This window comes from Nocardioides sp. CCNWLW216 (genome assembly GCF_037120545.1).
GTDB lineage: Bacteria > Actinomycetota > Actinomycetes > Propionibacteriales > Nocardioidaceae > Nocardioides > Nocardioides lianchengensis.
Genome location: NZ_JBBBBJ010000007.1, coordinates 199,712 through 212,533 on the forward strand (window position 1 = coordinate 199,712; position 12,822 = coordinate 212,533).

The 12,822-nt window shown below is 71.8% G+C and carries 14 protein-coding genes; all 14 read left to right on the forward strand.

The window, feature by feature from the left end; genetic code table 11:
- The first annotated feature begins 1 nt into the window (after window position 1).
- Window positions 2-550: a signal peptidase I gene (locus tag V7S47_RS17150; RefSeq protein ID WP_336562713.1), complete on the forward strand. Its 549-nt coding sequence runs from the start codon at window positions 2-4 to the stop codon at window positions 548-550.
- Complete coding sequence (locus V7S47_RS17155) at window positions 531-1,154, forward strand: TasA family protein (RefSeq protein WP_336562714.1); 624 nt, start codon at window positions 531-533, stop codon at window positions 1,152-1,154. The genes V7S47_RS17150 and V7S47_RS17155 overlap by 20 nt, the downstream gene beginning before the upstream one ends.
- Entirely contained in the window at window positions 1,151-1,588 is a 438-nt protein-coding gene (locus V7S47_RS17160; protein WP_336562715.1) for a hypothetical protein, read from the forward strand. The genes V7S47_RS17155 and V7S47_RS17160 overlap by 4 nt, the downstream gene beginning before the upstream one ends.
- 28 nt (window positions 1,589-1,616) lie before the next feature.
- The gene (gene pdxT / locus V7S47_RS17165) at window positions 1,617-2,195 is read left to right on the forward strand and encodes a pyridoxal 5'-phosphate synthase glutaminase subunit PdxT (RefSeq protein ID WP_336562716.1); all 579 of its coding nucleotides are present in this window, start codon (window positions 1,617-1,619) and stop codon (window positions 2,193-2,195) included.
- Window positions 2,196-2,231: 36 nt separating this feature from the next.
- The gene (locus tag V7S47_RS17170; protein WP_336562717.1) at window positions 2,232-3,254 is read left to right on the forward strand and encodes an acyltransferase; all 1,023 of its coding nucleotides are present in this window, start codon (window positions 2,232-2,234) and stop codon (window positions 3,252-3,254) included.
- A complete protein-coding gene (locus tag V7S47_RS17175; RefSeq protein ID WP_244509507.1) occupies window positions 3,151-3,882 on the forward strand; it encodes a YebC/PmpR family DNA-binding transcriptional regulator in 732 nt (243 codons plus the stop codon). Before V7S47_RS17170 ends, V7S47_RS17175 begins: the two co-directional genes overlap by 104 nt.
- A gap of 116 nt (window positions 3,883-3,998) precedes the next feature.
- Window positions 3,999-4,520, forward strand: coding sequence for a crossover junction endodeoxyribonuclease RuvC (ruvC, locus tag V7S47_RS17180; protein WP_090860045.1), 522 nt, complete (start codon window positions 3,999-4,001; stop codon window positions 4,518-4,520).
- Window positions 4,517-5,113, forward strand: coding sequence for a Holliday junction branch migration protein RuvA (gene ruvA / locus V7S47_RS17185; RefSeq protein WP_336562718.1), 597 nt, complete (start codon window positions 4,517-4,519; stop codon window positions 5,111-5,113). The genes ruvC and ruvA overlap by 4 nt, the downstream gene beginning before the upstream one ends.
- 3 nt (window positions 5,114-5,116) lie before the next feature.
- Entirely contained in the window at window positions 5,117-6,190 is a 1,074-nt protein-coding gene (ruvB, locus tag V7S47_RS17190; protein ID WP_336562719.1) for a Holliday junction branch migration DNA helicase RuvB, read from the forward strand.
- Between the two features lie 136 nt (window positions 6,191-6,326).
- The gene (gene yajC / locus V7S47_RS17195; protein WP_244509499.1) at window positions 6,327-6,614 is read left to right on the forward strand and encodes a preprotein translocase subunit YajC; all 288 of its coding nucleotides are present in this window, start codon (window positions 6,327-6,329) and stop codon (window positions 6,612-6,614) included.
- A 1-nt stretch (window position 6,615) separates the two neighbouring features.
- Window positions 6,616-8,448: a protein translocase subunit SecD gene (secD, locus tag V7S47_RS17200; protein ID WP_336562720.1), complete on the forward strand. Its 1,833-nt coding sequence runs from the start codon at window positions 6,616-6,618 to the stop codon at window positions 8,446-8,448.
- A complete protein-coding gene (gene secF / locus V7S47_RS17205) occupies window positions 8,448-9,689 on the forward strand; it encodes a protein translocase subunit SecF (protein ID WP_336562721.1) in 1,242 nt (413 codons plus the stop codon). The genes secD and secF overlap by 1 nt, the downstream gene beginning before the upstream one ends.
- The gene (locus V7S47_RS17210) at window positions 9,686-10,246 is read left to right on the forward strand and encodes an adenine phosphoribosyltransferase (protein ID WP_336562722.1); all 561 of its coding nucleotides are present in this window, start codon (window positions 9,686-9,688) and stop codon (window positions 10,244-10,246) included. Before secF ends, V7S47_RS17210 begins: the two co-directional genes overlap by 4 nt.
- Window positions 10,247-10,266: 20 nt before the next feature.
- Window positions 10,267-12,615: a RelA/SpoT family protein gene (locus V7S47_RS17215; RefSeq protein ID WP_442945358.1), complete on the forward strand. Its 2,349-nt coding sequence runs from the start codon at window positions 10,267-10,269 to the stop codon at window positions 12,613-12,615.
- Window positions 12,616-12,822: the final 207 nt, after the last annotated feature.

Consider the following 12,822-nt stretch of genomic DNA (forward strand, 5'->3'; position numbering starts at 1 on the left):
GATGATCCGGGTCCTCCGCGCCGCCTCCTGGGTGGTGTTCCTCGCCGGCCTCGCCGTGCTGACCGTGGCGGTCGTCATCCCCCGGGTGGCCGGCGCGACGCCGTACACGATCCTCACCGGGTCGATGCAGCCCCACATGCCTCCCGGCACGCTCGTCGTGACGCGGCCGGTGGACCCGGAGGACATCACGATCGGCTCGGTCGTGACCTACCAGCTGGAGTCCGGCGAGGCCGCCGTCGTCACCCACCGGGTGATCGGCATCGGCGTCGACGGCGCCGGCGAGCCGGCCTTCCGCACCCAGGGCGACGCCAACGACGTCGCCGATGCGCTGCCCGTCCGGGCCGAGCAGATCCGCGGCGAGCGCTGGTACGCCGTCCCGTACGTCGGCCGGCTCGGCACCCTGGTCGGCCAGGACCTCCGCCGGATGCTGGTGCCGCTGGTCGGGATCGCGCTGCTCGGCTACGCCGCGGTGCGGCTGATCGGGGAGTCCCGGCACGCGCGTCGGCGTCCGCGCCGGTCCGGGGGTGCGCATGTCGCAGCACCGCGCTGAGCCCCGAGGCGGACGCCGTGCCGCTCGTCCTGCCCGGCGCGCCCTCTGGCGCACCGGCCGGTTCCGGGCCGCGGTCGGCCTGGTCCTGCTGGGCGGCGTCGCGACCACCGGCACCTGGGCGTACTGGGCCGACGAGGCGACCGTGACCGGCACCAGCCTCACTGCCGGCACGATCGACCTGAAGGTCAACACCGTCGATCAGGTGACCGGCTACGCCGCGCTCAACCTGGGCGCCATGGTGCCGGGCAACACCTCCGCCGCCGTGCTCACCATCGGCAACTCCGGCACGGCGCCGGTGCGCTTCACCGGCGCCTCGACCGCCACCAACCCGGACGCCAAGAACCTGGCCGGCGCGCTCCAGGTCAAGGCCACCGCCGACACCGCCGTCACGGGCAGCGGCTCGTCCGCCACCTGCGCCGGCACGGCGATCGCCGGCTCCGGCACCGCGCTCAACGCGGCGCTGCTGCCCGCGCGGACCCTGACCGCGGGCAGCACCTGGAAGGTCTGCGTCCAGGTCACGCTGCCGACCAACGCCGCCTCCTCGCTGCAGGGCGGCACCACCGCAGTGACGCTGTCCTTCACGGGCAGCTCGGACCTGTCGTGACGGCGCGGCCGCGCGTGGGCCTGGTCGCCGGGGGAGTGCTCCTCGGAGCCCTCTGCCTGGTGGCCGCGCCGGCCGTGGCCGACTGGACCGACACCGCCGCCGTCACGGGAACCACGATCACCGCTGCCACGGTGCCCGCCCCGGTCCTCGCCTGCGGCGGTCTCTCGCTGGGCTCCGTGCAGTTCACCTGGCCGGCTGTGGCGGGTGCGACCGGCTACACCGTCACGTTCGTCGACTCGACCGGCACGGCGACCGCCAGCTACGACACGACCGGCACCAGCTTCGCCGCCACGTCGGGGGCCGTCATCGCCAGCGGCACCGCCCGCGTGCGCGCCAAGGTCCCGTACGGCGGGGGCGCCACCACCTGGATCTCCGGACCCTCGAACGTCCGCAGCTACTCCGCCGTCGCCGGCCTGGTGGGTCTGTGCTCCTGAGGGCGTCGGCCGTTCCTAGACTGGCGCGATGACCCCCACCGTCGGCGTGCTGGCCCTCCAGGGCGACGTCCGCGAGCACCTCGCCGCCCTCGGCTCCCTCGACGTGCAGGCGGTCGCCGTACGACGGCCGGGTGAGCTGGACGCCTGCGACGGACTGGTCATCCCCGGCGGGGAGTCGACCACGATGGCCAAGCTGGCCCGGATCTTCGAGCTGCTCGACCCACTCCGCAAGCGGGTGGCCGCCGGACTGCCGGTCTTCGGCACCTGCGCCGGGATGATCATGCTGGCCGACCGGGTCCTGGACGGCGCCGCCGGCCAGGAGACCGTGGGCGGGCTCGACATCACCGTGCGGCGCAACGCCTTCGGCCGCCAGGTCGACTCCTTCGAGGGGCCGCTCGACGTCGCGGGGCTCGACGGTCCCGTGCACGGCGTCTTCATCCGGGCGCCGTGGGTCGAGCAGGTCGGCCCGGAGGTCGAGGTGCTGGCGAGCGCCGCGGGCCACCCGGTCGCGGTCCGCCAGGGCTCGCTGCTCGCGACCTCGTTCCACCCCGAGGTGGGCTCCGACGTGCGACTCCACCGGATGTTCACCGAGCTGGTCCGCGGCTGAGTCCCGTCGTACACCCGGACGCGTCAGCGTCCCGGTGTGCGCCACGGGTGGATGGACGGGCTGCGGGGGCTCGCCGTCCTCGCGGTCGTGCTCATGCACGCCGACCTCGCGACGGCCGGGGCCCTCGGCCTCGAGGCCGGTCCCCTGCGTGCGGTCGACGAGCTGGTCGGCCCGGTCCGGATGCCGCTGCTCGTGCTCCTCTCAGGTCTGCTGCTGCCCCGGTCGCTCGCCAAGGGTCGGAGTCGGCACCTGCGCGGCAAGGTCGACACGATCCTCTGGCCGTACGTCGTGTGGGCCTCGCTCGACGTCGCCGGTGCCCTGGCCTACGCGCACCGCGACGGTCGGCCGCTGCCGTGGGAGCTGGTGCCCCAGCTGCTCCACGACCCGCAGACCTATCTGTGGTTCCTGGCCTACCTCTTCTGCTTCCACGTGGTGGGCATGCTGCTGCCGCCGCTGGCCCGCACCCTGGCCGGGCCGCTGCTGGTCGTGGCGGGGGAGCAGCTCGTCGACGCGTCGGCACACAAGTTCGTGGTGCTCCTCGGCTGGTTCCTGGTCGGCGACGCGCTCGCCCGGGAGGTCGGACCGCGGCTGCCGTCGATCCTCGGGCGCCTCGCCGACCGCACCCGTTGGGGGCCACTGGCGGTCGTGGGCCGCGAGTCGGTCGTCTACTACGCCACCCACCTGCTGGTCATGCAGGCGGCCGTGGACCTGGCCGTCGGGCTCGGGCTCGGGACCGCTCCGGGGGTGCTGCTCGTGGCGGTCGTCGTACCGCTGGGGGTGGCGGGGGTGCTGGTCCGCCTGCGCGGCCACCCGGTGGTCGCGGCGCTCTTCGTCCGGCCACGGGTAGGATCGATCCTCGGACCGCAGACGACACGGGCGGCTGCCCGGGCGAGTAGAAGAGGGACGCATGTCTGGCCACTCCAAGTGGGCGACCACGAAGCACAAGAAGGCCGCGATCGACGCCAAGCGCGGCAAGCTGTTCGCCAAGCTGATCAAGAACATCGAGATCGCGGCGAAGATGGGCGGCCCCGACCTCTCCGGCAACCCGACGCTCTATGACGCGGTCCAGAAGGCCAAGAAGCAGTCGGTGCCCAACAAGAACATCGACTCCGCGGTCAAGCGCGGCGGTGGGCTCGACGGCGGCGGCGTCGACTACGAGACGATCATGTACGAGGTCTACGGCCCGCAGGGCGTCGCGCTGCTCGTCGAGTGCCTCACCGACAACCGCAACCGGGCCGCGATGGAGGTCCGCACCGCGGTGACCCGCAACGGCGGCACCATGGCCGACCCCGGTTCGGTCTCGCGGCTGTTCACCCGCAAGGGCGTCGTCGTCGTCGGCAAGAGCCAGGAGCGCGGTGGCGCGGCGGTCGAGATCTCCGAGGACGACGTGCTGGAGGCGACCCTCGACGCCGGCGCCGAGGACGTCAGCGACCTGGGCGAGAGCTTCGAGGTCCAGTCGGAGCCCGGCGACCTGGTCGCGGTCCGCACCGCCCTGCAGGCCGCGGGGATCGACTACGACTCCGCCGACATCCTCTTCGTCGCGACCATGGACATCCCGGTCGCCGAGCCGGAGGTCGCCGGCAAGGTGTTCCGCCTGGTCGACGCCGTCGACGACCTCGACGACGTCCAGAACGTCTTCAGCAACGCCGACATCTCCGACGAGGTCCTGGAGTCCATCGACGCGTAGCGAGGACGCGACCGACGCGTCGAGACCTCGCCAGGTGCCCGCGTGTCGGCCGGGGTGACCCAGCAGCCGCGGGATAGCGTGGCCTCCGAACACCTGTTCGGACGGAAGGCGACGACATGCGCGTGCTCGGGATCGACCCCGGCCTGACCCGCTGCGGCATGGGCGTGGTCGACGGCTCGGTCGGCCGACCGCTGACGCTCGTCGACGTCAACGTGCTCCGCACCTCCGCCGAGGTGCCGGTGGCCCACCGGCTGGTGACGATCGAGAAGGGCGTCGACGCCTGGCTCGACGAGTTCGCCCCGGACGCCGTGGCCGTGGAGCGGGTCTTCGCCCGCTCCGACGTCAGCACGGTCATGGGCACCGCCCAGGCCAGCGGGATCGCCATGGTCTGCGCGGCGCGGCGAGGGCTCCCGATCGCACTGCACACGCCGTCCGAGGTCAAGGCCGCCGTCTCCGGCAACGGACGCGCGAACAAGCAGCAGGTCGGGGCCATGGTGACCCGCATCCTGCGGCTCGACGCCCCGCCGAAGCCGGCGGACGCCGCCGACGCCCTGGCACTGGCCATCACCCACATCTGGCGCGGCGGCGCCCAGGCCCGCATCGACGCGGCGGTCGCCGCAGCGAGGAGTCGTCCGTGATCGCGTTCGTCCGTGGAGAGGTCGCCGCGCTGACCCTGTCCAGCGCCGTGCTGGAGGTCGGGGGAGTCGGCCTGGAGCTGATGTGCACCCCCGGCACCCTGGCCACGCTGCGCACCGGCTCGAAGGCCACGCTGGCCACGTCGATGGTGGTGCGCGAGGACTCGCTGACCCTGTTCGGCTTCGTCGACGACGACGAGAAGCAGACCTTCGAGCTCGTGCAGACCGCGTCCGGGGTCGGGCCCAAGGTCGCCCAGGCGATGGTCGCGGTGCTGAGCCCCGACGACCTGCGCCGGGCGATCGCCTCCGACGACGTGAAGACCCTGACCAAGGTGCCGGGCATCGGGCAGAAGGGCGCCCAGCGGATCATCCTGGAGCTCAAGGACCGGATCGGCGCCCCGACCTCCGGGGCCGCCGGGCCACGTCCCGTCTCGGCCGAGCCCTGGCGCGACCAGGTCCAGCAGGGACTGGTGGGCCTGGGTTGGTCGGCGAAGGACGCCGACAAGGCGGTCGACGCGGTGGCCCCCGAGGCCGGCGACGTCCCCGACGTCGCGGCGCTGCTGCGCGCGGCGCTGCGCACCCTGAGCAGGGCGTAGCCGATGCCGTTCCACGAGGACGAGCTGGAGGCGGCCGAGAGCGGTCACCTGCGCTCGCTGACCGCCGCGGAGGCCGAGGGCGACGAGCGGGCGGTCGAGGCCGCCCTGCGGCCCAAGACCCTCGACGAGGTGGTGGGGCAGGCGCGGGTCCGCGCCCAGCTCGGACTGGTGCTGGAGGCCGCTCGCCAGCGCGGACGCGCCCCCGATCACGTGCTGCTGTCCGGCCCTCCCGGACTCGGCAAGACGACCCTGGCGATGATCATCGCCGCGGAGATGGCGACCCCGCTGCGGCTCACCAGTGGCCCGGCGATCACCCACGCGGGCGACCTGGCCGCGATCCTGTCCGGCATGAACGAGGGCGACGTCCTCTTCGTCGACGAGATCCACCGGATGTCGCGGCCCGCCGAGGAGATGCTCTACATGGCGATGGAGGACTTCCGGGTCGACGTCGTCATCGGCAAGGGGCCGGGGGCCACCGCCATCCCGCTGGAGATCCCGCCCTTCACCCTCGTCGGCGCGACCACCCGAGCCGGCCTGCTGCCGGGCCCGCTGCGCGACCGGTTCGGGTTCACCGGTCACCTGGAGTTCTACGAGCCGCACGAGCTCGACCTGATCGTGCACCGCTCCGCCGGCCTGCTCGGCGTCGAGCTGCGTGCCGAGGGCGCGGCCGAGATCGCCAGCCGGTCCCGCGGCACCCCGCGCATCGCCAACCGGCTGCTGCGCAGGGTCCGCGACTACGCCCAGGTCCGGGCCGACGGCGTCGTCACGCTGGGGGTCGCCGAGGCCGCGCTCGACCTCTACGAGGTTGACCAGCTCGGGCTCGACCGCCTGGACCGGGCGGTCATCGACGTACTCTGCCGGCGCTTCGGGGGCGGGCCGGTCGGTGTCTCCACCCTGGCCGTGGCCGTGGGGGAGGAGCGCGAGACCGTCGAGGAGGTCGCCGAGCCCTTCCTGGTCCGGCTCGGCTTCCTGGCCCGCACCCCGCGCGGACGGATCGCCACACCGGCGGCCTGGGCGCACCTCGGACTCGCTCCGCCCGTGCTGCCGACGGTCGACGGCACCCTCTTCGAGGACTGAGCCACCCCCGCCGGTCGGACAGATCGACCGTGATGCGATCGTCACCGGTACCCACCGTTATGCTTGCGCGTCGGTCGGCCCGCCCGCTTTCTTCGTGGCTGGGAGACCCACCCGTCATCGCTCGAGAGGCTTTTCCGTGGAGTTCGCCGGCTTGCTGCCGTTCGCAGCGATCGCGCTGCTGTTCTGGCTGTTGATCATCCGCCCGGCGAGCAAGCGCCAACGGGAACTTCGGGGCATGCAGTCGTCGTTGTCGGTCGGGGACGAGGTCATGCTGACCTCGGGCGTCTTCGCGCACGTCACGGAGGTCGCCGACGACCACCTCCGGGTCGAGATCGCCGAGGGAGTGACCATCAAGGTCGCCCGCGGTGCGGTCGGCTCGATCATCCAGCAGCCGCTCGTCGACGACGAGCCCGAGGAGAACTGACATGGCACGCTCGACCGCCGCCCGTCCGGGACGCACCCTCGTGGTGTTCTTCCTGGGCGTGGCGATCCTCTACGGCCTCGTGGCCCTGGGCGGCACCTGGAAGCCCTCGCTGGGCCTCGACCTCGAGGGAGGCGCCCGGATCACCCTGCAGGCCAACGGCAACCCCAGTGACGAGAACCTGGAGGAGGCCCGCCAGATCATCGACCAGCGGGTCAACGGCTCGGGTGTCGCCGAGGCCGACGTGACCGTCCAGGGCGGACAGTTCGTGGTCGTCGAGGTCCCCGGCGATGTCGAGAACCGTCGCCAGCTGGAGGAGACGGTCAAGCGTCAGGCCCAGCTCCGGTTCCGCCTGGTCGCCTGCTCCGAGTCCGGTGGCGGCTGCACGGGCGCGGCGACCGACCCGAGCCTGGATCCCAACCTCGACCTCCCCGACGGCTCCACGGTGGTCCCGGGCGACGGCACCGCGACCGACGCACCCACCGACGCTCCTGCGGCCACGCCCTCCGAGCCGGCCGCGTCGCCCTCGGGCGCCAACCGTCCGCCGGTCGGGTTCGCCCGGACCGACGAGACGCCCGCGCCGAGTGACGCTCCCACGGACGCCGCGTCGCCGTCGGCGCCGGCCGAGAGCCCCAGCGGCTCGACCACGGCCGACCCGTCCGCACCGGCCGACCCCTCGGCCTCCGCGAGCGCCACCCCCCAGGTCGCCGAGTACGACGGCCCGAAGGCCGGCCAGACCGAGGAGCTGCTCGCCTGGCAGAACGCTCCCGACCAGGCCTCGATCGACGCCTACAACGCCTTCACCTGCCCGACCGACGGCACCCCCGTCAGCCTGGTGGACGACCCCGAGCGCCCGATCGTCTCGTGCGAGGTCGACGAGGACACCGGCGCGGCCGAGAAGATGCTGCTGTCGGCCGCCGTCGTCGAGGGCACCGACCTGAAGGACGCGTCGTACGGCACGCCCCAGCAGGGCACCGGCTGGGTCGTCACCCTGTCCATCGGCGGCAAGGGCGAGAACGCCTTCGAGGCCGTCTCCCGCGCCCTGCTGCCGACCGAGCAGCGGTTCGCGATCGTGCTCGACGGCCAGGTCATCTCCGCGCTGGGCTTCGACGGGGTCATCCCGAACGGCGAGGCGCAGATCTCCGGTGACTTCACCGAGAGCGAGGCCGACAGCCTGGCCACCAGCCTCCGCTTCGGCGCCCTGCCGATCGCCTTCGACCGTGACGTGACGGTCGAGGACATCGGCCCGTCGCTGGCCGGGGACCAGCTCAACGCCGGCCTCGTCGCCGGTGGCTTCGGTCTCGGTCTGGTCATGCTCTACTGCCTGCTCTACTACCGCGGCCTCGGCCTGGTGGTCTTCGGCTCCCTCGGCGTCGCCGCGGCGATGAGCTACGCGCTGGTCCTGCTGCTCAGCAAGACGGCAGGGTTCACGCTGACCCTGCCCGGCATCGCGGGCTTCATCATCGCGGTGGGTGTCACCGCCGACTCCTTCATCCTGTTCTTCGAACGCATCCGCGACGAGATGCGCGAGGGCAAGTCGATGCGGGTCGCGGTCGAGACCGGCTGGAAGCGGGCCAAGGTCACCCGGCTGGCGGCCAACGTGGTGTCGCTGCTGTCCGCGGCGGTCCTCTACATCTTCGCGACCGGCGTGGTGAAGGGCTTCGGGTTCGCGCTCGGGCTGTCCACGCTGATCGACCTCGCGGTGCTCTTCTGGTTCACCAAGCCGCTGGTGTCGTACCTCGCGAAGTACAAGTTCTTCAACGGCGGTGGGAAGCTGTCCGGCCTGAGCAAGGAGACGCTCGGCATGGACGCGGCCCCGGCAGGAGGCAAGGCCTGATGGGCAAGTTCTCGCGCTACGGAAACGACCTCTACGGCGGTCGGAAGTCGATCGACTTCATCGGTCGCCGGCCGCTGTGGTACTCCATCACCGCGGTCCTGGTGCTGGCCGCACTCGCGATCATCTTCTTCAAGGGGATGAACTTCGGTGTCGAGTTCACCGGTGGCACCCAGGTCCGGGCGTCCATGCCCGCCGCCGAGGTCACCCAGGGGAACGCCGACGAGATCCGCACCGCGATCGCGGACGCGGAGCTCGAGGGCGTCGATACGCCGACGGTCACGACCGAGGGCACCTCGGCCATCGTCGTCGAGGTCGGTGAGGTCTCCGACGAGGTCAGCGACCGGATCGGTGAGTTGGTCCAGGAGGCCGTCCCCGCGACGACCGACCTGTCCCAGACCGAGATCGGCGCCAGCTGGGGTCGCGAGGTTGCCCAGCGGGCGATCATCGGCGTCGCCGTCTTCCTCGTGCTGGTCATGCTCTTCATCTGGGGCTACTTCCGCGAGTGGAAGATGTCGATCGCGGCACTGGTGGCGCTCGTGCACGACATCGTCATCACCGTCGGCATCTACGCCCTCTCAGGCTTCCCGGTGACGCCCTCGGCGGTGACGGGTCTGCTCGCCATCCTGGGCTTCTCGCTCTACGACACCGTCGTCGTCTTCGACAAGGTCCGCGAGAACACCCACGAGCTCCGCAAGTCCGGGCAGACGTACGCCGAAGCGGCCAACCTGGCGGTGAACCAGACCCTGGTCCGCTCGATCAACACCGGCATCGTCGCGCTGATCCCCATCGGCGCGATCCTCTACGTCAGCGCGGTCCAGCTCGGTGCCAGCTCGCTGCAGGACCTCGCCCTCGCGCAGTTCGTCGGCATGGCCGTCGGCATCTACTCCTCGGTGCTGCTCGCTCCCCGTGTCCTGGTCCACATCAAGGGTCGCGAGTCCGCGGTGCAGGAGGCCGACCGCCGCGCCAAGTCGCGCGCCAAGGCCAACGCCGACCGCTACGCCTCGGTGCCCGCCTTCGTCGAGGACCTGCCGGTCCAGGACGAGCCCGGCTTCGCCGGGAGCGACCTCGGTGACGACGAGGACGATGCCCCGGTCTCCCGACCGACCGCCCCGCCCCGCGGCGAGGAGGCCTCGGGCCGCGGTCGCGTCGTACCCAAGGCGAAGGGCGACGTGCGCCCGAGCGGTGCCGCGGGCCGGATCCAGCCGACCCGCACCAGCAAGTCCAAGCGCGGCCCGAAGTGACCGACGGCTCGGGGAGCCCGGCCGAGGTCGCCCGCGAGGCGCTCGAACGCCTCGTCGTCGACGTCCCCGACTTCCCCGAGCCTGGCGTCGTCTTCAAGGACATCACCCCGGTCCTCGCCGACCACGACGGCTTCACGGCCGTCGTGGCGGCGCTGGCCGAGCACGGCCGGCTCGCCGGCGGCCGGGTGGTCGACAAGGTGGTCGGGATGGAGGCGCGCGGCTTCATCCTGGCCGCACCGGTGGCCCTCGCCCTGGGCGCCGGGTTCGTGCCGGTCCGCAAGGCCGGCAAGCTCCCGCGCGAGACCCACGCCGTCTCCTACTCGCTCGAGTACGGCGACGCGACCCTCGAGCTGCACCGCGACGCGATCTCGCCCGGCGACCGGGTGCTGCTGGTCGACGACGTGCTGGCCACCGGCGGCACGGCCCGCGCCACGCGGGAGCTGGTCGAGGCCTGCGGCGGGATCGTGACCGGCCTCGCCGTGCTGATGGAGCTCTCCTTCCTGCCCGGGCGCGAGACCGTCGGCGACCTGCCGGTCAGCAGCCTGGTCACGCTCTGAGTGGCGCGTAGGCTGAGAGGGTGACCGAGGAACGCACCGCCCCGCCCGGGCGGACCGGTCCGTCCCCGCGCCAGGCCCCGCGCCCCGGCCCGCCGCCGGGGGAGCGCCCGGAGGCCCCCGCCCCGCCGGGACGCAGCATGCGGGCCCGGCTGGCCCGGATGGGCACCCGCAGCCAGCCCGGCAACCCGGTGCTGGAGCCGTTGTTCCGCGCCGTCCGGGCCAACCATCCGAAGGCCGATCTGGCGCTCATCGAGCGCGCCTACCTGACGGCCGAGAAGATGCACGGCACCCAGATGCGCAAGAGCGGTGACCCCTACATCACCCACCCGCTCGCCGTCACCACCATCCTCGCCGACATCGGCATGACCGAGCCGACGCTGGTCGCGTCGCTGCTGCACGACACGGTCGAGGACACGCCGTACACGCTGGAGCAGGTGCGCGCCGACTTCGGCGAGGAGGTCGCCCGGCTCGTCGACGGCGTGACCAAGCTCGACAAGGTCCGGTACGGCGAGACCGCCGAGGCCGAGACGATCCGCAAGATGATCGTCGCGATGTCGCGCGACATCCGGGTCCTGGTCATCAAGCTCGCCGACCGCCTCCACAACATGCGGACCCTGCGCTACGTCAAGCAGGAGACGCAGGAGCGCAAGGCCCGCGAGACCCTCGACATCTATGCCCCGCTGGCCCACCGGCTCGGCATGAACACCCTCAAGTGGGAGCTCGAGGACCTCGCGTTCGCGACCCTGCACCCCAAGATCTACGACGAGATCGTGCGGATGGTGGCCGAGCGCGCCCCCTCGCGCGACCAGTTCCTCGCCGAGGTGATCAGCCAGGTCGAGGGTGACCTGCGCGAGGCCAAGATCAAGTGCCGCGTCACCGGCCGACCTAAGCACTACTACTCGATCTACCAGAAGATGATCGTCGGCGGCCGCGAGTTCTCCGACATCTACGACCTGGTCGGCATCCGGATCCTGGTCGACGACGACCGCGACTGCTACAGCGTCCTCGGCGTGCTCCACTCGCGCTGGAACCCCGTCCTCGGGCGGTTCAAGGACTACGTCGCGATGCCCAAGTTCAACATGTACCAGTCGCTGCACACGACCGTGATCGGCCCGCAGGGCAAGCCGGTCGAGCTGCAGATCCGGACCTTCGCCATGCACCGCCGCGCCGAGTACGGCGTCGCCGCGCACTGGAAGTACAAGGAGGACGGCCGCGCCGGCGTCGACACCGACCGCCAGGGCGACATGGACGACATGACCTGGGTGCGTCAGCTGCTCGACTGGCAGAGCGAGGTCGAGGACCCGGGCGAGTTCCTGGAGTCGCTGCGCTTCGAGATCAACCGGGCCGAGACCTACGTCTTCACCCCGCGCGGCGACGTGATCGCGCTGCCGGCGGGCGCCACGCCGGTCGACTTCGCCTACGCCGTGCACACCGAGGTCGGCCACCGCACCATCGGCGCGCGCGTCAACGGCCGCCTGGTGCCGCTGGAGTCCACGCTCGAGAACGGCGACGTCGTCGAGGTCTTCACCTCCAAGTCGCCCACCGCCGCGCCGTCGCGCGACTGGCTGACGTTCGTGAAGTCGCCGCGGGCCCGCTCCAAGATCCGCCAGTGGTTCACCAAGGAGCGGCGCGAGGAGGCCATCGAGCAGGGCAAGGAGCAGATCGCCAAGCTCATGCGTAAGGAGGGCCTGCCCCTCAAGCGGCTGATGTCCCACGAGTCGCTGACCCTGGCCGCGCGCCACTTCAACCACGCGGACGTCTCGGCGATGTACGCCGCCGTCGGCGAGGGCAACCTCTCCGCGCAGGCCGTCGTACGACGAGTCATCGACGAGCACGGTGGGAGTGACAGCGCCCAGGAGGACCTGGCCGAGGCGGTCACCATCACCGGGCGCCGTGGTCGGGCCAAGGCCAGCTCGGGTGGTGACTCGGGCGTCATCGTCAAGGGCGCTCCGGACGTGTGGGTCAAGCTCGCAAAGTGCTGCACCCCGGTGCCGCCCGACCAGATCCTCGGGTTCGTCACCAAGGGCGGCGGCGTCTCGGTGCACCGCCAGGACTGCACCAACGCGGCCGACCTGAAGGCCCAGCCCGAGAAGCTCCTCGAGGTCGAGTGGGCTCCCACCGGGCAGTCGACCTTCCTGGTCAACATCCAGGTCGAGGCCCTCGACCGGGCCCGGCTGCTCTCCGACATCACGATGGTCCTCTCGGATGCCCACGTGAACATCCTCAGTGCCAACCTCTCGACCACCCGGGACCGGGTCGCCAAGAGCCGCTTCACCTTCGAGATGGCCGAGGCCAAGCACCTCGACAACGTCATCCGCGCCGTCCGCGGCGTCCCCGGCGTCTTCGACGCCTATCGCGTCACGCAGTGAGAGAGCGCAGCGAGCTCACTGCGTGACACCGGTGGTCGAGTAGGCGGTCGCGACTGAGCCTGCGAAGGTCGCGAACGACCTATCGAGACCCATCCCGGTCGCGCGGACGGGACGGTTCGCGCCACCGGGATGGGTCTCGATACGCCCGTCGCGACTTCGTTCCTCAGTCGCGGCGGGCTACTCGACCACCGGTGACTTCTCGGGCTG

Coding starts and splice junctions, on each gene's coding strand:
- V7S47_RS17150 (WP_336562713.1), top strand. CDS start 2: ATGATCCGGGTCCTCCGCGCCGCCTCCTGGGTGGTGTTCCTCGCCGGC.
- V7S47_RS17155 (WP_336562714.1), top strand. CDS start 531: ATGTCGCAGCACCGCGCTGAGCCCCGAGGCGGACGCCGTGCCGCTCGT.
- pdxT (WP_336562716.1), top strand. CDS start 1,617: ATGACCCCCACCGTCGGCGTGCTGGCCCTCCAGGGCGACGTCCGCGAG.
- ruvC (WP_090860045.1), top strand. CDS start 3,999: ATGCGCGTGCTCGGGATCGACCCCGGCCTGACCCGCTGCGGCATGGGC.
- ruvB (WP_336562719.1), top strand. CDS start 5,117: ATGCCGTTCCACGAGGACGAGCTGGAGGCGGCCGAGAGCGGTCACCTG.
- secD (WP_336562720.1), top strand. CDS start 6,616: ATGGCACGCTCGACCGCCGCCCGTCCGGGACGCACCCTCGTGGTGTTC.
- secF (WP_336562721.1), top strand. CDS start 8,448: ATGGGCAAGTTCTCGCGCTACGGAAACGACCTCTACGGCGGTCGGAAG.